The organism is Mesorhizobium sp. Arg314 (assembly GCF_053714275.1).
Map to the genome: position 1 here is coordinate 1 of NZ_JBSKBP010000023.1, position 17,577 is coordinate 17,577.

A 17,577-nucleotide genomic window follows, 5' to 3' on the forward strand; every position below is an offset into this window, starting at 1 on the left:
TGTTCGCTTTTCGATTCTCGTTTGGACTCCAATTCCGACTTGCTTGGCAGCCGGTGCACGACTTTTTCAGCAACCTGCTAAAGCGCGTCGCGTGAATCCGTTTCGACGCCAAGCGCTTCAGGCACCCAAGTCCCACCTGTCCTGGCCGACCTATCTCGGCTCACGTGCCATGCTGAGATAGGTCGGATCGAACTCGGCGATCACAACCAGCCGCTCCCAATCGAGGATCGTGATCATATGGCTGGTCCAGTTGATCACGTTCATGCGGCGCAGCGTGCCGATCACCCGGTTCATATGGACCACGGAGAGGCCGAGCACGTCGGCTAGCTCGGCCTGCGACAGCGGCAGGTGGAAGCTCATCTCGTGGGTCTTCTTCACCACCTGCAGCCTGACGAACAGCTCGCATATCAGATGCGCAAGATGCGATATCTTGGAGCGGCGGCCCATGGCCACGATCCATTCGCGGTGGATGGCGCCGTCGACCAGCGTGTCCAGCCACAAAAGCCGGGTGAGATGCGGCGCCTGTTCGGTGATCGCCTTCAGCTTGCTATGCTCCGCACCCAACACATGGCAGGGCGAGAGCGCGACGATGCCGTGATCCATCGTCTTCAGCAGGAAGGCGTGCAGGTCGACGAAGTCGCCCGCGACCTGAAGCGAGGTGAACTGGCGCCCGCCGTCCTCCAGCACCTTGTAACGGGCGGCGAGCCCGTCGACGATCAGCGTGCTGTAGATCGGCCGCGTGCCCTCCGTGACGATATCCTCGCCGGCAGCGACATATCTTTCCAGTGACATGGCGCCGGCGAGCAGCGCCTTCTCTTCCGCCGACAGGGCGTCGTGCTGGCCGAGGTTGAGATAGAGCGATTCCAGCATCCGGCGTCCTCCATTCGCAACAGCTAACGCCGCAGACCGGGGCTGGTTGCAGGGGGCATGCGGCAAGGGCCGACGCGCCACGGATTTCCCCTCGGGATCAACCGCTTGGAACCATGATCGCGGCCACGGATTGAACCTGCGAACCGCCTGGAACACTTCACCGATGGAACGCTACTATTTTGATCTCTATAATTCCGAGCATTGCCAGGTCGACGATCAGGGGCAGCTTTTTGCCGACCGCCAGCGCGCCGGCCTGGAGGCGTTGCGCATCCTGCAGGACATTGCCCGCGATGAGGCACCGGGAGCCGAGCGGCTGAAGATCACCGTGAAGCTGCGCGATGCGAAGAAGGTGCAGATCTTCGAGGCGTCGCTGATACTGGACTCGGCCTGGACCTGAAACCCCAGCGTGCCATCCGCCGGAGGGCAAGCATGTTCGCAGATTTTGAGGCCTTGGAGATCGACACCGGCAAAGCAAGGATTTTCGCGCGCCGCGCCGGCAGCGGACCCAGCCTGCTTCTGCTGCATGGCTTTCCGCAGACGCATCTGATGTGGCGCGACGTGGCGCCCAGCCTGGCGCGGGATTTCACCGTCGTCTGCGCCGATCTGCGCGGCTATGGGCAAAGCTCCTGCCCGCCATCGGCCGCCGACCATGCGCCCTACGCCAAGCGCGCCATGGCCGCCGACCTGGTGGTGCTGATGGAGACGCTCGGCTTCAAACGCTTCATGGTCGCCGGCCATGATCGCGGCGGGCGCGTCGCCTACCGGCTGGCGCTCGACCATCCGGACCGCGTGGAAAAGCTGGCGGTGCTCGACATCATCCCCACCGCCGATGCCTGGGATCGCGCCGATGCGAGGCTGGCGCTCGGCTACTGGCCGTGGTCGCTGCTGGCGCAATCCGAGCCGCTGCCGGAGACGATGCTGGCGGCGGCCGCCGACACTGTCGTCGACAATGCGCTTTCCGGCTGGGGGTCCGCCCCCGAGGCGTTCCCGCCCGGTGTTCGGCAGGCTTATGTGGATGCGCTGCGCGACCCCGCGCACATCCACGCCATCTGCGAGGAATATCGCGCGGCGGCTTCCCTCGACCGCGAGCATGACCAAGCCGACAGGGAAGCTGGCCGGCGCATCGCCTGCCCGGTGCTGGCGCTGTGGAGCGAGCATGGGGCGCTGGCCGAATGGTGCGCCCAGGAAGGCGGCCCCTCGGCGCTGTGGCGAAACTGGGCGGACGATGTCAGCAGCGGCGCCTTGCCGGGCGGTCACTTCTTTCCGGAGGTGTCGCCAATCGAAACGGCGGCCACGCTCGACGCCTTCTTTTCCGGAAGATAGGAATCGTTCTTTCCGGGAAATGGCGTTGTCCGGCCCGACTCACACAAGCATCAGAAAAACAATCGGCAAGGCCGCCAGGCCGATTGCCATGACAATGAGCGTGGCATGGCCGAGACGCTCGGCGCGCCTGGCAATGTCGGCGACCTCATCCTCGCTGTTGATGGCATCGAGGAACGAAAGGTCGGCAAGGGTGGCACGGTCGTTGTCATTGGCAGGCAGGCTTTCCGCGTCCTGCCGGACGGGCTTTGCAGAGATATAGGTCAAAACGTCGTCTCGCTCCGAAGCCGGCTGCGCGGCCTTCTTGTTGTTGGATATTGGTGCCCGCCGGAATTGCGTGGGGGCGATTGGCGGGCACCAGCATGGCCGGCGATAGAGGGGGCTTTTCTCGTCGGCCGCTCACCAATTCGCAGAAATCACATTGGTTGCACAAGCCAGCCCAATGCGTTGGACGGGTCGGACTTCAGTCTGACCCGGGTCACGAAATGTTTCGGCAGGAACGTCGGCTGCCGGCACCTGCTTCGCGAACGCTGTTTCCTCTACCGGCTCCTTCCGCGATGGAACCTCTTCCCCGTCCCCCAGTTCAGCTTAGGACCGGTCGCCCAAAGGGCAGCCGTCGCCGCTGGATATTCCAATGGAGGCATCAATGTCCTTGCATTCACTTCATCCCGAACGGGTAGATGAGACCCGCATGCAGGCCTATTCGGCTTTCGCCCCTGCCCTCATCAACGCGCTGATGCAGCGGCTGGCCAAATGCCAGGGTATGAAAGAGCTGGGCGAGGTCGAGAAGTCGCTTGTCCGGCTGGTGGAGGATTCCGACATCGCGGGACCGCATGGCGAAGCGATGAAGGAATTCGCCATCGAGCTCGTCGTGTCGACGCTGCGCAACGTGCGTGAGCATCCCGACGCCAAGCACGATCTGGAAGAGATCGACGGCCGGCGCACCGAAGGCCGTTCAGAGAATCCGGAAACGCTGGAAGAACAGTTGCAGTCCGGCCTCGAGGACAGTTTTCCGGCAAGCGATCCGCCGGCCGTGGTGTCGACCGCGATCACCGGCGGCGCCAAGGACATTGTCGGTACCGACGAGGTGTTGCGCCGCAAGAAGGAAGCGCGGCGCAAGGAGGAAGCGCGGCGCAAGGAGACGGGCACGGCAAGCTGATACGAAAATCGAAGGAGATCTGCGATGACCCGGGCAAACGACAAGATCCCGCACCGGCCGGGTGCTGCTCATGCGCCGGCGACCGACACGTCGATCAAGGGCGGCGATGATCCAGACGTGCGGTTGCTGGCGGAGAACACCGATCTGTCGCCGAAGCAGGCGCGCGAGCTGATCCGCGAGCACGGACATGATCGCGAAAAGCTGCTCGAGATCGCGCGAACCATGAAGGCGGAGAGCTGACCCGGCTTTCCATTCACCGAGGAGGAAAACCATGCCACGTGGCGACAAATCGAAATACACCGACAAGCAGGAACGCAAGGCCGACCATATCGCCGAAGGTTACGAGAAGCGCGGCGTTTCCGAAAAGGAAGCCGAGCGGCGCGCCTGGGCGACCGTCAACAAGGACGACGCCGGCGGCAAGAAGGAAGGCGGCTCGGGCCGCGGCAAGCACACCGGCAATCCCGCCGCGCACAAGGGCGGCAGGATGGGCGGCAAGGCGTCGGGCGAGCGATCCGCGGCCGAGCGCTCGGCCTCGGCAAGGAAAGCTGCGGCGACGCGCAAGCGCAATGCGGAGCACGCGCATTAGTGAAGCCTTCCCCTTCTCCCCTTGTGGGAGAAGGTGGATCGGCGCGCAGCGCCGAGACGGATGAGGGGTGTTCCAGCGAAGTGAGACGTCGGCATTCCCTGGAGCACCCCTCATCCGGCCGCTTCGCGGCCACCTTCTCCCACAGGGGGAGAAGGAAGACCTACAGCGGCATCTCGGACGTCTGCTTGATCGTCTGGCTGGGGACGTCCGTCTTGACGTTCTGCACGCCCTTGATGCGGCTCAGATGCTCCGACTGGAAGCGGCGGTAGTCGTCGATGCCGGCGGCCACGATCCGCACCATGGCGTCGCAGTCGCCCAGCATCAGATAGCATTCCATCACTTCGGGGAATTTCGCCACCTCGGCGGCGAAATGCTCGATCGTGTCCTCGTCCTGCTGCTTCAGCCAGATGCGGGTGAAGAAGGTCTGGCCGCGGCCGATCTTGGCCGGGTTGAGGACGGCGACATAGCGGTCGATGACGCCCGCCTCCTCCAGCAGCTTGACGCGCCTCAGGCAGGGCGACGGCGACAGGCCGACCTCCTTGGCCAGATCGTTGTTGGCCATGCGCCCGTCGCGCTGCAAGGCGCGCAGGATGCGCCTGTCGATCTCATCCAGCTTCATGGCGTATGATTCCAATCTTTTTCCTGAATGCGCTATCCAATGCCAAATCTTGGCAGAAATGGCGCATCTTCGCAACCCGATTGCCGGGCGTTTCGGCTATGGTGCGGCCACCGACAACCGACAACCGAGCGGGAGAACGGCGGCCGCGAGGCCCGCCGAAGGCAAAGCCATGAGCGTTTCCGAGATCGCCCTCGCCGAGGGCCAGACCAACAGCGGGCGCGGCGGAGAGTTCCGGCGCGGGCTTGCCGCCTCGACGCCGGTGCTGCTCGGCATCATCCCCTATGCGCTGGTGCTTGGCGCACAGGCCACGCAGAAAAGCCTTAGCGTGGTCGAGGTGCCGCTGATGACCGGCCTCAATTTCGCCGGCGGCTCGGAATTCGCCGCGATCCAGCTCTGGACCTCGCCGCCGCATATCCTTCTGATCGCCGCCATTACGCTGCTGGTCAACAGCCGGCATTTCCTGATGGGCGCGGCACTTGCACCGTTCATCAACCACCTGCCGAAGCGCCAGGTTTTTCCGGCGCTGTTCCTGATGTGCGACGAGAGCTGGGCCGTGGGCCTGGCGGATGCGCGGCGCCGCGCCGCGGCCGGCATGCGGCCGGCCTTCAGCCTGGCCTATTATCTGGGCGCCGCCCTGCCCTTCTACCTTGCCTGGGTCGCATTCACGACCTGCGGCGCAGCGCTCGGCCCTGTGCTTGGCGACGTCGAGAAATACGGTTTTGCGATGGCCTTCCCGGCCGTCTTCATGGTGCTGCTCAGCGGCATGTGGAAGGGCTTTGCCGCGGCGCGGCCCTGGCTGGTCAGCCTGGTCGTGGCGGCGCTTACCTATCTCATCGTCCCTGGCGCCTGGCATGTGGCGGCCGGCGCGCTGTCCGGCCTGGTTGCCGCGTGGTTTCTGGCAGGTGGGAAATGATCGATCCGACGACCGTGCTCGCCATCCTGGCGATGGCCGGCGTGACCTATCTGACCCGCATCGGCGGCTATGTGGTGCTGAGGAACCGCACGCTCAGCCCTCGCGCCACGGCGGTGATGGAAGCCGCGCCCGGCTGCGTCCTGATCTCGGTGATCGCGCCGGACTTCGTCTCCAAGAACCCGGCGGACCTCGCCGCCCTGGCCATCACGCTGCTTGCCGCGACCAGGCTGTCGATGCTGCCGACCGTGGCGATCGGGGTGGCTTCGGCGGGCGTGTTGCGGTGGCTGATGGGGTAGGATGGAGCCTATGCCGGAGCTGCGATCTCCCCCCAGAGATCGCAGTCCGGCGCGGCAGCTCAGTCGTCGCTGCCGTGGCTGCCGCTACCACTGCCACTGCCGCCGCCGCTGCCGCCGTCACCGCCGCCGTCATGGCTGCCGCTATCGCCCCCGCTACCATCGCCGCCGCTGTCATGGGTGCCGCTGCTGCCCTCACCTTGGTGATGATCGCCCTCGTGATCATCGCCCTCGTCGTCAGCCTGGTCGCCCTGGTGCGAGCCGGTGTCGACGCCGTCATCGTCGTGATCGCCCTGTTGATTTTCAGCCGTGGCGTTATCCCCTTCCTGGCTGCCTGTGACTTGATCGTCCTGCACGGGGGCGGTCACCTCGCCGCTGTGATCGGAACCCGCGAGCGACGGCTGCGCCGCCAGAATGGCGAGCAAGGAGACCGAAGCCGCCAGCAGCAAGGGATAAGCCTTCATGTTGTTCTCCTTGCGGCCCGCGAGCCGCCATCGTCATGGCTGATCATCGGCCTGGCCGGATTACGACGTCCTTAAGCGGCCGATTGCAATTTTAGAGATTGCTTATTTACATCTGTCGCCTGGCTGGCAGGGTCAATCCGCCCGTCGCCCTGGCGACAATCGCCTCCAGCGGCTCGGGCCGATGCAGGAAATAGCCCTGGCCATAGGCGACGCCCATGCCCTGCAGGATCTCCAGCGCGTTTTTCTCCTCGACCTTCTCCGCCACCACCGAAGCACCCATCGAGCGTGCGATGCCGGTGATCGCCGAGACGATCTCGCGGTCGAAGCGGCTGTCGGCGATGTGCTCGACGAAGGAGCCGTCGATCTTGATGGCGTCGATGGGGAAGCGCCGCAGATACTCGAACGAACTCATGCCGGCGCCGAAGTCGTCGAGGCTGACGCGGCAATGGCGCTGCCTGGCCTTGCGCACGAACTCCGCCGCGGCGTCGAAATTGGTGACGGCGGCGGTCTCGGTGATCTCGAAGCCGATGGTCGACGGCGGCGCGCCGCTTTCGGCGATGGCCTCGTCGACGAAATCCCAGAGCTGCGGATCGGAAAGCGTCTGCGCCGACAGGTTGAAGTCGAGCGAGATGGCGCCCGCCCGCATCGCGTTGCTGTGGCGTGTCAGCGCGGTGCGGATGATCCAGCGGTCGAGCCGGGCGGCAAGGCCGAAGCGTTCGGCGACCGGCATGAAATCGATCGGCGGGATCATCTTGCCGTTGCGGCCTTCGAGCCTGGCCAGCACCTCGACATGGCGGCTGTCTTCCCATGGCTGGCAGAGCTTGTGGATTTCCTGGCCGTAAAGCTTCAGCCGGCCGTCCTCCATCGCGTCGACCAGGTCGGCGGCAAGCCGCGCAGCGTTGAGGCCACTGGAGCCGGCAACCGACTCCGGCGAGAACACGGCGAAACGGTCGCGGCCGCCGGCCTTGGCGGCGTAGCAGGCATCGTCGGCGCAGGCGAGAGCGTCGGCCACGCTCATGTTGCGGTCGCGCACGAAGGCGATGCCGATGCTGGCGGCAAGCCGACGCGAGGTGACGGCCGAGCCGAGATCGGCATCGCGCACCGCGGCAAGCACGGCACGGGCAAGATGCTCGGCACAGGCGTCATTGCAGTTCGGCACCATCAGCGCGAATTCGTCGCCGCCGAGCCGCGCCGCATGCGCCGACGCAGGCAGGCTGGCCAGAATGCCCGCCGCGACGCTCTTCAGCGCCAGGTCGCCGGCGGCATGGCCGGCATAGTCGTTAAGCGCCTTGAAGTAGTCGAGGTCGACATAAAACACCGCAAGCGGCAGGCGCTCGGCCATGGCGATGTTTTCAGCAAGCAGCCGGTCGAAGGCCGAGCGGTTGAGCAGCCCGGTCAGGGCGTCGTGACGCGCGGCGAAGGCAAGCCCCTCGGCGCGCATCTTCTCCTCGGTGATGTCACGCACCGTGCCGAGCACCTGGCCGGCCGAGCCGACATCGGCGACGAAGCGCACCAGCGATTCGAGATGGCGGATCACGCCGTCGCGGCGGATGATGCGGTATTGCGAGGCCACGACATCGTGGGAGCCTGTGGGCAGCAGGTGCGCCCGCTCGGTGACTTCCTTGTCGTCGGGATGCAGGAAGGTATGCCAGAGGTCGGCGGCAACCTCGTCCTTGTCGGCAACGAGGCCGAATATCTCGCGGCTGCGCGCGTCCCAATAGCTCTTCCTGGTGCCGATATCGTGATGCCAGATGCCAGTGCCGCTGGCAGCAAGCGCGAGACGGAAGCGGATATTGACCTGTTCGAGCGCCGCCTCGGCCTCTTTCTGCCGGGTGATGTCGGTCTGCACGCCCATCAGCTGCAGCGGCTTGCCGTCGGCGTCGCGCTCGACGATGCCGCCGCGGTCGAGCACCCAGACCCAATGACCGTCCTTGTGGCGCAGGCGCAGCTCGGTCTCGATGGAATCGACGAGGCCGGCAATGTGGCGGTCGCCGCTTTCCTGCGCGCGCTGGCGGTCGTCGGGATGGGTGAGCTTCAGCCAGAGATCGGACGTGTTGGCGAGCTCGCCGGCCTCATAGCCGAGCATCTTCGACCAGGTCGGCGAATAGTAGCAATCGCCGGTCGACAGATTCCAGTCCCACAGGCCCAGATGAGCGCGGTCGAGCGCCAGTGCCCAGAACTTGCCGTTGCGTTTGTCGTCGTCCGCCATTCTTTGTTCTTGCCGTCCCGTCCCGGCAATACTGCACGAAAGCAGAGAAGAAAGGGTTACCGGGTGGAGCTCCTGATCTCCCCCCTTGTGGGGGTTGAGGAGCGGTCCGCGCAACGGACTGGAAGCCAATTGCTTGGCTTTCCGAGCGACGAAAGCCGGCAGGCCAGAGGGGGGCGCAAAGGATCGCGGCGTTGGTTGACTTGAGACCAACTGCCGGTCGATGCGTTTGGGCATCGCAAAGGGCGAAATGCTGGCGGGACAGCGCCCCCCTCTGCCCTGCCGGGCATCTCCCCCACAAGGGCCCACAAGGGGGGGAGATTGCTAACCGCCCAGCCGTCGCCGCACCACTGCCGCATGAAATCGCGCGCCGTGCAGCAGGCCTTCGTCGTTGAAATCATAGGCCGGGTTGTGCAACGGCGCGGTGCCGCCATTGCCCATGAAGACGAAGCAACCAGGGACATGGTCAAGGAAGCGGGCGAAATCCTCCGAGGCGGTCATCGGCTCAGCCGCGACGCGAACAGCGTCGTCGGTCAGCACCGTGCGCGCCGCCGCAAGCGCTTCGTCGACAAGTGTGGCGTCGTTGATCAACGGCACGAACTCGCGCGTGTAAGTGATGTCGGCAGCAACGTTATAGGCCTGCGCCGTACCCTCGGCGATGCGGCGCATCTCCTTCTCGATCGCAGCGCTGACCTGCGGCCGGAAACTGCGGCAATCGCCGAGGATGCGCGCCGTGCCCGGCAGCGCATTACGGGTGCCGTCGGTGATGAGCTCGGTGACGGAGACGACGCCGATATCGGCGGGGCTCAGGCGCCGCGAGACGATGGTCTGCAGGCTGACCACCAGCGCGCAGGCCGCGACCAGCGTTTCCTGGCCGGCATGCGGCCGCGCCGCATGGCCGCCGAGGCCTTTGAGCACGATCTCGAAATTGTCCTCGGCCGACATGACCGGACCGCTCCGGGTCTCGAAATGGCCGATTGCCAGGCCCGGCATGTTGTGCAGCCCGAAAATCTCCTCGAAGGGGAAGCGCTCGAGCAGCCCGTCCTCCAGCATCGCCAGCGCGCCCCTGCCCCATTCCTCGGCCGGCTGGAAGATGAAGCGCACCGTGCCGTCGAAGCCGCCTTCGCCGGCAAGCAGTTTTGCCGCGCCGAGCAGCATCGAGGTGTGGCCGTCATGGCCGCAGGCATGCATGGTGCCGGGCGTTTGCGAGCGCCAGGCCCGCGTGGCCTGCTCGTCAATGCGCAGCGCATCCATGTCGGCGCGCAGCGCGATGGCGCGATTGCCGCTGCCCCTGGTCAGCGTGCCGACGACACCGGTGCCGCCGATGCCCTCGGCCACCTCCAGCCCGAACTCCCGCAACTTCGCGGCGACGAAAGCGGCGGTGCGCTTTTCCTCAAAGCCGAATTCGGGATGGGCGTGGAGATCGTGCCGCCACGCCGTCATCTCGCGGTGCAGTGCGCGCTGGTCGAGTTCAGCCATCCCTCGCTCCTCTGTCACGCCGGCTGCCTCGCCTGCGCGACCTCTGCCGGCGCCATCCCGACCAGCTCGGCATAACGGCCGGGATCGGTCGCGCCTTCGGAGTTGATGATAAGCACGCGGGACCCTGCATCAAGGTGAAGTGCCGCCCGCAACTTCCTGTCGCCGGCAGCGCGGATCAGCCCGGCAAGCCCTGCCCCGCCGCTCTCGCCGGAGACGATCGCCGGATCATTACCCACAGGCCGCGCCAAGCGGTTCATCACCGAAACCGCATCTTCCTCGTCCACGGTCATGAAAGCATCGCCGATCCGCGACAGCACGCGCCAGGCGACTGGCGACGGCTCGTAGCATTCGAGCATCGCCATCACGGTGGGCTTGCTGTGCGCAATCGCGATTGGACGCCCGGCCTTCGCGGTGGCGTAGACGCACGCCGCCCGCGCGGGCTCGACCACGATTGCCCACGGGCGTTCCTCGCCAAGCATGATGGCGAGATGGCCGGCCACCGCCGCGGCGAAGCCGCCGACGCCGGCCTGCAGGAAGACGTGGGTGGGCGGCTGGGGCAAGCGCTTCAGGGCTTCGCGCACGATCACGGTGTAGCCCTGCATCACCAGTCCCGGTATGCGTTCGTAGCCCGGCCAGGACGTGTCGGAGACGACGGTCCAGCCGCGCTCGGCGGCGACGCGGGCGGCTTCCCTGACCGACTGGTCGTAGTCGCCAGCGATGCGCACGATCTCGGCGCCGAAGCGGGCGATGGCCGCCACGCGTTCGTTGCTGACACCCGAATGGACGAAGATGACGGACCGCGCGCCGACCAGGCCGGCGCCCTGCGCCACAGAGCGTCCGTGATTGCCGTCCGTCGCGCAGGCGAACGTCATGCCGGCGGCGATCGCCTCCACGTCGGGCCTCTGCAGGTCCGCGACATCGACAGTGCGACCAAGCCGCTTGCCGGACTCCTCCAGCACCAGATGCATGACGGCATAAGCGCCGCCCAGCGCCTTGAAGCTGCCCAGGCCGAGGCGCTTGCCCTCGTCCTTGATGTGGAGTGCGCCGATGCCGAGCTCGCCGGCCAGCGCCGGCAAGGCGTACAGCGGCGTCTCGGCATCGCTGTCGCGCGCGGCAAGGAAGCGCTCGGCCTCGTCGGCGCCGGCGAGCCCAAGCGTCGCGGCGTCTTCCTCGGTCAGCGGCTGGCGATGGTCCGGATGGCGATTGAGTAGGAACATGGGTCGGCTCTCTCCGTCTGATGGCTGAAATTATTGCAAGACGACCGATAAAAGCGCTCTGTTTCCCGGTTTGGATGCAAGTTTGTTTCGTTGGAACGCCGCCATGCCTGTTTTGCCCGGCCTCGATGCCTTTGACCGCGCGATCCTCGCCATCCTGCAGAAGGACAACGCCACGCCGCAGCGCGTGATCGGCGAGAGGGTGAACCTGTCGGCGCCGGCCGTGCAGCGGCGCATCAAACGCATGGAGGAAACCGGCGCCATCCGCGCCAATGTCGCGCTGGTCGACCCGGCCAAGGTCGGCCACCCGATCACCATCTTCGTCGAGGTCGAAGTGGAGAGCGAGCGGGCAGAGCTGATCGACGCCGCCAAGCGCGGCTTCGCCGAAGTGCCGGAAGTGCAGCAATGCTACTACGTGACCGGCGAGGCCGATTTCATCCTCGTCGTCAACGTTGCGACCATGGCCGATTACGAGGCGCTGACAAGGCGGTTGTTCTTCGCGAACAACAATGTGAAACGGTTCCGGACGTTCGTGGCGATGGACCGGGTGAAGGTGGGGCTGGAGGTGCCGGTGTGAGTGGCTCGCGATTTGCGGCCTCAAGTTAAAAACTGTTCCCTTTTTGTTCCGCTTATGCTAACGTTCAAAACACCGCTAAGCGCGAGTTTCTTGGGATGCTTAGAGATTTTCAATGCGTTCATTCGCATCATTTCCTATCCAAAGTTCTGCAAGCGACGGTGATTCGCTGCAGGCAATGCGGGCACAGTGGGGAATGGCTGACAAGGAAAAGTCTCAGCGGATACGTGACCCGCTTCACAATTTGATCGAATTTGACACGGGGCAGTTCGAGCAAACTATGTGGCGGGTCCTTCAGACGCGCCCGTTTCAGCGCCTAAGGAGAATTCGGCAACTCGGTTTTTCAGAGTTTGTATTTCCCGGCGCGACTCACACGCGATTCGCTCACTCGGTCGGCGTTTTTCATATAGCCCGAATATTGATGAGGATAATCGAAAGCGACACCGCGAAGCGGGCGCATCAAGCAGATGTGGCTCTTGCCGCTGCTCTCGTTCACGATTTGGGACATGGGATGTTCAGCCATGCGTTTGAAGATGTTGGCAAGAAGCTCGATTTGCCAATGGCCATTCATGAAAATGTAAGCGACGCCCTAATTCGTAATTCTGAGGTTAGTGAGACACTTAATTCTGAGTTGGGCCGAAGCTTTTCGGATGAGGTCGCTGACGTCATTCGTAACAAGAAGCCGGGAAATCTGTTTGATTCGGTTGTTTCCAGCCAATTTGATGCTGACAGACTCGACTATATGCAGCGCGATCGGATGATGACAGGAGTTCAAGGTAGTGGAGTCGATGCTACGTGGATTCTCGCCAACCTCGAAGTAGGCACAGTTCGTATAAACGCTGACGAAGAAGCAGCTGGAGAAGTTAAAACCCTTGTTTTGGGTCCGAAGGCCTTTCACGCCGCCGAACATTACGTTCTATCTCTTTTTCAGCTCTACCCAAACGTCTACCTTCACAAAACTACGCGCGGCGCAGAAAAGATTTTTTCGTCTCTTATTATTAAATTGCACCAACTTGTTAAAGAGGGTCAAGCCGAAGAAAGCGGCCTTCCAAATGGCCATCCAATTCTTTTGTTCCTTTCTAACCCTAGCGATATCAACGCGGCTCTCCTTCTGGATGATTCTGTCTTTTGGGGTAGCTTGTATTTTCTCGCAGAATCGAAAAATCAGCTTGTGGCTGAGTACGCAAACCGGCTCCAGAACCGGCGGCTGCTGAAGTGCTTTGACGTCCGGCGATCGATTGAGGCCAGAATCCCCCTGAAGCGTGGAATGACGACGGATGATCGTTCGGAACGGGAAGCAAAGATTTCCGTTATTGCCAAATCCATATTGAAAGAGGTCTCGGAAATTTCAGTAGAAAGAGAGAAGCGTGGCGGACATCAAATTCTTACTGATGAATACAGACGCTCTCCATACAAGAAATTTCAAGACTCTCAGACGCCTTTGAATCAAATACTAATTCGTCAATCGGACTCAATAGAGGACATGGCCTATCTTTCATCTGTTGTATCCGGCGCAGGATCTTTCGATATCAGCCGGATATATCTGAGCGAAGATGATTCTGATGGGCGAGATATGATTTCCAAGATCGTAGAGAAATCAGAGGGAGAAAAATAATGTCAATCTATGACCTCCATGAACATGCTGCGTCTCTCGTTTTGGATGCAGGAGGAGAGTTGGTTGGACGCACTCGCCTTCAAAAAGTGGCTTACCTTGCCCATCTAGCTGGCCTCTCAAATGAGTTCGAATTTGAGTATCGGCACTATGGCCCATTTAGCGAGGACCTCGCCGACGCCATAAAGTTGGCGGTAGGCCTCAGGCTAGTGACCGAAGAAGAGCGACGCACTGATTGGGGTGGCTGGTATTCGGTTTTCACAGCGAAGCAGAAGAAGGCCGCCAACCAAGAGCGCGTAGCATTTATGTCTGCTGCAGCGAAGGTGGGCGCCATTGAGCTTGAACTAGCGGCCACAGCAGCATTTCTTTTTGAAGTCGAAGGGTTTGGAAATAACAACCAGAAAGACCCTTGGGAGGAAACTGCTCGTCGAAAGCCCGAGAAAGCCGGAGATGGGCGCCTCGAACGTGCGAAGATTGCGTATCACAAGCTTAGAGAAATCCCGACCCCGATCCCACTTCCGGCAATTGCGTAGTCAAGCGGCATCTTCGCTGCGATAGACGGAGTGCGGGTGCGGTAGGGTGAGCTCACTCAATTAGCCTTGCCTCGCGCCCGTCCCAGCCACCGCGCATAGATCTCGCCGACGATCCCCCGCCTGAAGATCAGCACGCAGATCATGAAGATCAGGCCGGTGGCGATGGTCACCGGGAAGCCTGACGTCGCAAGCGTGTTTTCGAGACCGACGACCAGGCCCGCGCCGACCGCCGGGCCGACCATGGTGCCGATGCCGCCGAGCAGCGTCATCAGGATCACCTCGCCCGACATCTGCCAGGTGACGTCGGTGAGCGTGGCGAACTGGAAGACGATCGCCTTGGTCGCGCCGGCAAAGCCGGCAAGGGTCGCCGACATGACGAAGGCGGCGAGCTTGTAGCGGTCGACGGAATAGCCCAGCGAAATGGCGCGGTTCTCGTTTTCGCGGATGGAGCGCAGGATCATGCCGAAGGGCGAGTTGACGATGCGCCAGATGGCGAAGACGCCGATCAGGAAGACGGCGAGCACGAAGAAATACATGTTCATCGGCTGGTTGAGGTCGACGATGCTGAAGAGATGGCCGCGCGGAACGCCCTGGATGCCGTCCTCGCCCTCGGTGAAAGGCGCCTGGACGCAGAAGAAGTAGAACATCTGCGCCAGCGCCAGCGTGATCATCGAGAAATAGATGCCCTGCCGGCGGATGGCGAGGAAGCCCATGACGAGGCCCATCAGCGCGGCACCCGCGGTGCCGAGCAGGATGCCGGCCTCGGGCGGCCAGCCCCAGGCTTTCACCGCATAGGCGCAGAAATAGGCCGCGCCGCCGAAGAAGGCGGCGTGGCCGAAGGAAAGCAGGCCGGTGTAGCCGAGCAAAAGGTTGAAGGCGCAGGCAAACAGCGCGAAGCACAGCATCTTCATGACGAAGATCGGGTAGATGACGAAGGGCGCGGCGATCAGCGTCACGATGCCCAGTGCCACCAGCGCCCGTTCCAGCCTGACGGAGGCAGCGGCGCGTTCCTGGTGAAGGGTCGCCTCGCTCATCTCAGGCGTCCCTTCCGAACAGGCCGGCCGGCCGCAGCAAAAGCACGATCGCCATGATGACGAAGATGACGAGGTTCGAAGCCTCGGGATAAAACACCTTGGTCAGGCCCTCGGCGAGGCCGAGCATGTAGCCGGTGACGATGGCGCCGAGGATCGATCCCATGCCGCCGACCACGACGACGGCAAAGACGACGATGATGAGGTCCGAGCCCATCAGCGGACTGACCTGGTAGACCGGCGCGGCGAGAATGCCGGCGAGCCCCGCAAGGGCCGCGCCCAGCCCGTAGGTGAGCGTGAGCAGCAACGGCACGTTGACGCCGAAGGCCTGCACCAGCTCCGGGTTTTCTGTGGCGGCACGGAGATAGGAGCCGAGCCTTGTCTTCTCGATCAGCAGCCAGGTGCCGATGCAGACGACGAGCGAGGCGACAACCACCCAGCCGCGATAATTGGGCAGGAACATGAAGCCGAGATTGGTGCCGCCGGCAAGCAGCACAGGCACCGCGTAGGGATTGCCGGAGACGCCGTAGTAATAGCGGAACACGCCTTCGATGACCAAGGCGAGGCCGAAGGTGAAGAGCAGGCCGTAAAGCGGGTCGAGCCGGTAGAGCCGCGACAGGGCAAGGCGCTCGACCACCATGCCGAACAGGCCGACGATAAGCGGCACCAGGACAAGCGCCGGCCAGTAGCCGATGCCGAGATGGACGAGCAGCAGATAGCCGATGAAGGCGCCGAGCATATAGAGCGCGCCATGGGCGAAGTTGATGATGCGCAGCAGGCCGAAGATGACGGCGAGGCCAAGGCTGACCATGGCATAGAACGAGCCGTTGATCAGGCCGACAAGGAGCTGGCCGAGGAGCGCCTGGATGGGGATGCCGAAGACCATGGTCATGGCGCCCTCCCCGAGATGTCCGTTGAAAGCGGCGCGGCCAGCCGCCTGCGTTGGCGCCGCCCCTCATCTGGCTGCCGCCATCTTCTCCCCGTGAACGGGGAGAAGGGACGCTGGCGCCGGCGATTTCGCCAATCGCAAACGTCGCAGGATGAGCGCCAGCGTTTCGGCCAGCTTCTTTCTCCCCGTTTACGGGGAGAAATGCCCGGCAGGGCAATGAGGGGCAGCGCCGACGCCTGATCGGTAAGAGGCAATATCCAATTGTCGCTTAAGTGCTGCCGCGCCAAGGGCCCCATTTGTGGGATCAAATGATGGCCCATCTCGATCATACCCCCAGCACCTCGTGCAGCTTGTCGGTGTGCGCGGAAAGCTGGCCGACGGCAAAACCTTCAACCACCTTGCCGTGGTCCATCAGGTAGAAACGGTCGGCGATGCGGGCGGCGAAGCGGAAATTCTGCTCGACCAGCAGGATGGTCATGCCGCGCTTCTTCAGCGTCGCCAGCAACTCGCCGATGCGCTGCACGATGACCGGCGCGAGGCCCTCGGTCGGCTCGTCGAGCAAAAGCATCTCGACGCCGGTCCTGAGGATCCGAGCGATCGCCAGCATCTGCTGCTCGCCGCCCGACAGTTTCGTGCCCTGGCTGTTGCGGCGTTCCTTGAGGTTGGGGAAGAGCTCGAAAATCTCCTCCACGCTCATGCCGCCCTTGGCCACGACCGGGGGCAGGATCAGGTTCTCGTCGACGGTCAGCGTCGCGAAGATGCCGCGCTCCTCCGGCACGAAGCCGATACCCTGATGCGCGACGCGGTGCAGCGGCAGGCGGATCAGATCCTTGCCGTTGAAGGTGACGGAGCCGGTGCGCTTACCGAGCAGCCCCATGATGGCGCGCAGCGTCGTCGTCTTGCCGACGCCGTTGCGGCCAAGCAGCGTGACGGTCTCGCCGCGGAAGACGTCGAGGTCGACGCCGTGCAGCGCATGGCTCTCGCCATACCAGGCGTGGAGATCGCGCACGGCAAGCAGCGGCTCACTCATGCTCGGTCCCCATATAGGCGACGCGCACGCGCTCGTCCTTGCTGACGGTGGCGTAATCGCCGGCGGCGAGTACCTGGCCGCGCTGCATGACGGTGATCCAGTCGCAGAGATCGGCGACGACGGTGAGGTTGTGCTCGACCATCAGCACGGCGCGGTCCTTTGCCAGCGAGCGGATGATGCCGGAGATCATGCCGACATCCTCATGCCCCATGCCGGCCATCGGCTCATCGAGCAAAAGCACCTTCGGGTCGAGCGCCAGAGTGGTGGCGATCTCCAGCACGCGCTTGCGGCCATAGGAGAGATCGCCGGCGAGACGATGGGCCGCATCGTCGAGGCCGACGATGGCGAGCAGCTCGCGCGCCCGGGGCGTCAACGCGTCCAGCGCCGAGACCGGGCGCCAGAACTGGTAGCCCAGCCCGCCCGGGCGCTGAAGTGCCACGCGTACATTATCGAGCACGCTGAGATGCGGAAAGATCGCCGATATCTGGAAGGAGCGGACGAGGCCCATGCGCGCCACGCGCGCCGGCGGCGTGCGGGTGATGTCGGTGCCGAGCAATTCGATACTGCCGCTGGTCGGCTGCAGGAATTTGGTCAAGAGGTTGAAGATCGTGGTCTTGCCGGCGCCGTTCGGGCCGATGAGGGCATGGATCCTGGCGTGATGGACGTCGAGGTCGACATCCTTCACCGCGACGAAGCCGGCGAAGTCGCGCCTGAGGCCGCGGGCGGAAAGCACCACCGGCGGCATCTGTTCTTTTCCGTCCGGACGGACGGCGGTGGCGGTATCG

21 protein-coding genes are annotated in these 17,577 nt (G+C 63.6%); 10 read left to right on the forward strand and 11 right to left on the reverse strand.

Features of this window, described 5'->3' with window-relative positions; genetic code table 11:
- Window positions 1-150: 150 nt before the first annotated feature.
- The gene (locus ACWGS9_RS22240; protein ID WP_454507271.1) at window positions 151-870 is read right to left on the reverse strand and encodes a Crp/Fnr family transcriptional regulator; all 720 of its coding nucleotides are present in this window, start codon (window positions 868-870) and stop codon (window positions 151-153) included.
- A 163-nt stretch (window positions 871-1,033) separates the two neighbouring features.
- Between ACWGS9_RS22240 and ACWGS9_RS22245 the strand changes: the two genes are divergently transcribed.
- On the forward strand, window positions 1,034-1,267 hold the full coding sequence (locus tag ACWGS9_RS22245) for a DUF6894 family protein (RefSeq protein ID WP_454507272.1): 234 nt from the start codon (window positions 1,034-1,036) through the stop codon (window positions 1,265-1,267).
- Between the two features lie 32 nt (window positions 1,268-1,299).
- Window positions 1,300-2,193 carry an alpha/beta fold hydrolase gene (locus ACWGS9_RS22250; protein ID WP_454507273.1) on the forward strand — a complete coding sequence of 298 codons (894 nt, stop codon included), beginning with the start codon at window positions 1,300-1,302 and terminating at the stop codon, window positions 2,191-2,193.
- A 39-nt stretch (window positions 2,194-2,232) separates the two neighbouring features.
- Here ACWGS9_RS22250 and ACWGS9_RS22255 read toward each other — a convergent pair whose 3' ends face one another.
- Window positions 2,233-2,457, reverse strand: coding sequence for a hypothetical protein (locus ACWGS9_RS22255; protein ID WP_454507274.1), 225 nt, complete (start codon window positions 2,455-2,457; stop codon window positions 2,233-2,235).
- 379 nt (window positions 2,458-2,836) lie between these two features.
- Between ACWGS9_RS22255 and ACWGS9_RS22260 the strand changes: the two genes are divergently transcribed.
- Genes ACWGS9_RS22260 through ACWGS9_RS22270 form a run of 3 tightly spaced genes read left to right on the forward strand, consistent with a single transcriptional unit; the run spans window position 2,837 to window position 3,935 of the window.
- Window positions 2,837-3,349 (forward strand): hypothetical protein, encoded by a 513-nt coding sequence (locus tag ACWGS9_RS22260; protein ID WP_454507275.1) that lies wholly within the window; start codon window positions 2,837-2,839, stop codon window positions 3,347-3,349.
- Window positions 3,350-3,373: 24 nt separating this feature from the next.
- A complete protein-coding gene (locus tag ACWGS9_RS22265) occupies window positions 3,374-3,589 on the forward strand; it encodes a hypothetical protein (protein WP_454507276.1) in 216 nt (71 codons plus the stop codon).
- Between the two features lie 31 nt (window positions 3,590-3,620).
- Window positions 3,621-3,935 (forward strand): plasmid stabilization protein, encoded by a 315-nt coding sequence (locus ACWGS9_RS22270; RefSeq protein WP_454507277.1) that lies wholly within the window; start codon window positions 3,621-3,623, stop codon window positions 3,933-3,935.
- A 160-nt stretch (window positions 3,936-4,095) separates the two neighbouring features.
- On the opposite strand, the gene ACWGS9_RS22275 is transcribed toward ACWGS9_RS22270, so the two are convergent.
- On the reverse strand, window positions 4,096-4,554 hold the full coding sequence (locus ACWGS9_RS22275) for an Lrp/AsnC family transcriptional regulator (protein WP_040981044.1): 459 nt from the start codon (window positions 4,552-4,554) through the stop codon (window positions 4,096-4,098).
- 169 nt (window positions 4,555-4,723) lie between these two features.
- On the opposite strand from ACWGS9_RS22275, the gene ACWGS9_RS22280 reads away from it, so the two are divergent.
- Together ACWGS9_RS22280 and ACWGS9_RS22285 are read left to right on the forward strand one after the other, a co-directional pair.
- Complete coding sequence (locus ACWGS9_RS22280; protein ID WP_454507278.1) at window positions 4,724-5,467, forward strand: AzlC family ABC transporter permease; 744 nt, start codon at window positions 4,724-4,726, stop codon at window positions 5,465-5,467.
- Complete coding sequence (locus ACWGS9_RS22285) at window positions 5,464-5,763, forward strand: AzlD family protein (protein ID WP_454507279.1); 300 nt, start codon at window positions 5,464-5,466, stop codon at window positions 5,761-5,763. Before ACWGS9_RS22280 ends, ACWGS9_RS22285 begins: the two co-directional genes overlap by 4 nt.
- A 59-nt stretch (window positions 5,764-5,822) precedes the next feature.
- Here ACWGS9_RS22285 and ACWGS9_RS22290 read toward each other — a convergent pair whose 3' ends face one another.
- The 4 genes from ACWGS9_RS22290 to ACWGS9_RS22305 all read right to left on the reverse strand — a co-directional run bounded on the left by ACWGS9_RS22290 (window position 5,823) and on the right by ACWGS9_RS22305 (window position 11,126).
- On the reverse strand, window positions 5,823-6,224 hold the full coding sequence (locus tag ACWGS9_RS22290; RefSeq protein WP_454507280.1) for a hypothetical protein: 402 nt from the start codon (window positions 6,222-6,224) through the stop codon (window positions 5,823-5,825).
- 106 nt (window positions 6,225-6,330) lie between these two features.
- A complete protein-coding gene (locus ACWGS9_RS22295; protein WP_454507281.1) occupies window positions 6,331-8,433 on the reverse strand; it encodes an EAL domain-containing protein in 2,103 nt (700 codons plus the stop codon).
- Window positions 8,434-8,754: 321 nt separating this feature from the next.
- The gene (locus tag ACWGS9_RS22300; RefSeq protein ID WP_454507282.1) at window positions 8,755-9,909 is read right to left on the reverse strand and encodes a M20 aminoacylase family protein; all 1,155 of its coding nucleotides are present in this window, start codon (window positions 9,907-9,909) and stop codon (window positions 8,755-8,757) included.
- 14 nt (window positions 9,910-9,923) lie between these two features.
- Window positions 9,924-11,126, reverse strand: a complete 1,203-nt coding sequence (locus tag ACWGS9_RS22305; protein WP_454507283.1) for a diaminopropionate ammonia-lyase — start codon at window positions 11,124-11,126, stop codon at window positions 9,924-9,926.
- A gap of 103 nt (window positions 11,127-11,229) precedes the next feature.
- Here ACWGS9_RS22305 and ACWGS9_RS22310 point away from each other — a divergent pair, with 103 nt between their 5' ends.
- The 3 genes from ACWGS9_RS22310 to ACWGS9_RS22320 all read left to right on the forward strand — a co-directional run bounded on the left by ACWGS9_RS22310 (window position 11,230) and on the right by ACWGS9_RS22320 (window position 13,842).
- The gene (locus ACWGS9_RS22310) at window positions 11,230-11,700 is read left to right on the forward strand and encodes an Lrp/AsnC family transcriptional regulator (RefSeq protein ID WP_454507284.1); all 471 of its coding nucleotides are present in this window, start codon (window positions 11,230-11,232) and stop codon (window positions 11,698-11,700) included.
- A gap of 112 nt (window positions 11,701-11,812) precedes the next feature.
- Entirely contained in the window at window positions 11,813-13,312 is a 1,500-nt protein-coding gene (locus ACWGS9_RS22315; protein WP_454507285.1) for an HD domain-containing protein, read from the forward strand.
- Window positions 13,312-13,842: a hypothetical protein gene (locus ACWGS9_RS22320; RefSeq protein ID WP_454507286.1), complete on the forward strand. Its 531-nt coding sequence runs from the start codon at window positions 13,312-13,314 to the stop codon at window positions 13,840-13,842. Before ACWGS9_RS22315 ends, ACWGS9_RS22320 begins: the two co-directional genes overlap by 1 nt.
- A gap of 56 nt (window positions 13,843-13,898) precedes the next feature.
- On the opposite strand, the gene ACWGS9_RS22325 is transcribed toward ACWGS9_RS22320, so the two are convergent.
- The 4 genes from ACWGS9_RS22325 to ACWGS9_RS22340 all read right to left on the reverse strand — a co-directional run bounded on the left by ACWGS9_RS22325 (window position 13,899) and on the right by ACWGS9_RS22340 (window position 17,537).
- Window positions 13,899-14,876: a branched-chain amino acid ABC transporter permease gene (locus ACWGS9_RS22325; RefSeq protein ID WP_454507287.1), complete on the reverse strand. Its 978-nt coding sequence runs from the start codon at window positions 14,874-14,876 to the stop codon at window positions 13,899-13,901.
- A 1-nt stretch (window position 14,877) separates the two neighbouring features.
- Window positions 14,878-15,765, reverse strand: coding sequence for a branched-chain amino acid ABC transporter permease (locus ACWGS9_RS22330; RefSeq protein ID WP_454507288.1), 888 nt, complete (start codon window positions 15,763-15,765; stop codon window positions 14,878-14,880).
- Window positions 15,766-16,087: 322 nt separating this feature from the next.
- Window positions 16,088-16,792, reverse strand: a complete 705-nt coding sequence (locus ACWGS9_RS22335) for an ABC transporter ATP-binding protein (RefSeq protein ID WP_454507289.1) — start codon at window positions 16,790-16,792, stop codon at window positions 16,088-16,090.
- Window positions 16,785-17,537, reverse strand: coding sequence for an ABC transporter ATP-binding protein (locus tag ACWGS9_RS22340; RefSeq protein ID WP_454507358.1), 753 nt, complete (start codon window positions 17,535-17,537; stop codon window positions 16,785-16,787). The genes ACWGS9_RS22335 and ACWGS9_RS22340 overlap by 8 nt, the downstream gene beginning before the upstream one ends.
- Between the last annotated feature and the right edge of the window lie 40 nt (window positions 17,538-17,577).

What these genes read in the sequence shown, in the direction of transcription:
- ACWGS9_RS22275 (WP_040981044.1), bottom strand. Translation starts at nt 4,554, where the DNA reads ATGAAGCTGGATGAGATCGACAGGCGCATCCTGCGCGCCTTGCAGCGC.
- ACWGS9_RS22260 (WP_454507275.1), top strand. Translation starts at nt 2,837, where the DNA reads ATGTCCTTGCATTCACTTCATCCCGAACGGGTAGATGAGACCCGCATG.
- ACWGS9_RS22290 (WP_454507280.1), bottom strand. Translation starts at nt 6,224, where the DNA reads ATGAAGGCTTATCCCTTGCTGCTGGCGGCTTCGGTCTCCTTGCTCGCC.
- ACWGS9_RS22305 (WP_454507283.1), bottom strand. Translation starts at nt 11,126, where the DNA reads ATGTTCCTACTCAATCGCCATCCGGACCATCGCCAGCCGCTGACCGAG.
- ACWGS9_RS22310 (WP_454507284.1), top strand. Translation starts at nt 11,230, where the DNA reads ATGCCTGTTTTGCCCGGCCTCGATGCCTTTGACCGCGCGATCCTCGCC.
- ACWGS9_RS22300 (WP_454507282.1), bottom strand. Translation starts at nt 9,909, where the DNA reads ATGGCTGAACTCGACCAGCGCGCACTGCACCGCGAGATGACGGCGTGG.
- ACWGS9_RS22340 (WP_454507358.1), bottom strand. Translation starts at nt 17,537, where the DNA reads ATGCCGCCGGTGGTGCTTTCCGCCCGCGGCCTCAGGCGCGACTTCGCC.
- ACWGS9_RS22285 (WP_454507279.1), top strand. Translation starts at nt 5,464, where the DNA reads ATGATCGATCCGACGACCGTGCTCGCCATCCTGGCGATGGCCGGCGTG.
- ACWGS9_RS22295 (WP_454507281.1), bottom strand. Translation starts at nt 8,433, where the DNA reads ATGGCGGACGACGACAAACGCAACGGCAAGTTCTGGGCACTGGCGCTC.
- ACWGS9_RS22265 (WP_454507276.1), top strand. Translation starts at nt 3,374, where the DNA reads ATGACCCGGGCAAACGACAAGATCCCGCACCGGCCGGGTGCTGCTCAT.
- ACWGS9_RS22320 (WP_454507286.1), top strand. Translation starts at nt 13,312, where the DNA reads ATGTCAATCTATGACCTCCATGAACATGCTGCGTCTCTCGTTTTGGAT.
- ACWGS9_RS22315 (WP_454507285.1), top strand. Translation starts at nt 11,813, where the DNA reads ATGCGTTCATTCGCATCATTTCCTATCCAAAGTTCTGCAAGCGACGGT.
- ACWGS9_RS22330 (WP_454507288.1), bottom strand. Translation starts at nt 15,765, where the DNA reads ATGACCATGGTCTTCGGCATCCCCATCCAGGCGCTCCTCGGCCAGCTC.
- ACWGS9_RS22325 (WP_454507287.1), bottom strand. Translation starts at nt 14,876, where the DNA reads ATGAGCGAGGCGACCCTTCACCAGGAACGCGCCGCTGCCTCCGTCAGG.
- ACWGS9_RS22240 (WP_454507271.1), bottom strand. Translation starts at nt 870, where the DNA reads ATGCTGGAATCGCTCTATCTCAACCTCGGCCAGCACGACGCCCTGTCG.
- ACWGS9_RS22270 (WP_454507277.1), top strand. Translation starts at nt 3,621, where the DNA reads ATGCCACGTGGCGACAAATCGAAATACACCGACAAGCAGGAACGCAAG.
- ACWGS9_RS22245 (WP_454507272.1), top strand. Translation starts at nt 1,034, where the DNA reads ATGGAACGCTACTATTTTGATCTCTATAATTCCGAGCATTGCCAGGTC.
- ACWGS9_RS22280 (WP_454507278.1), top strand. Translation starts at nt 4,724, where the DNA reads ATGAGCGTTTCCGAGATCGCCCTCGCCGAGGGCCAGACCAACAGCGGG.
- ACWGS9_RS22250 (WP_454507273.1), top strand. Translation starts at nt 1,300, where the DNA reads ATGTTCGCAGATTTTGAGGCCTTGGAGATCGACACCGGCAAAGCAAGG.
- ACWGS9_RS22335 (WP_454507289.1), bottom strand. Translation starts at nt 16,792, where the DNA reads ATGAGTGAGCCGCTGCTTGCCGTGCGCGATCTCCACGCCTGGTATGGC.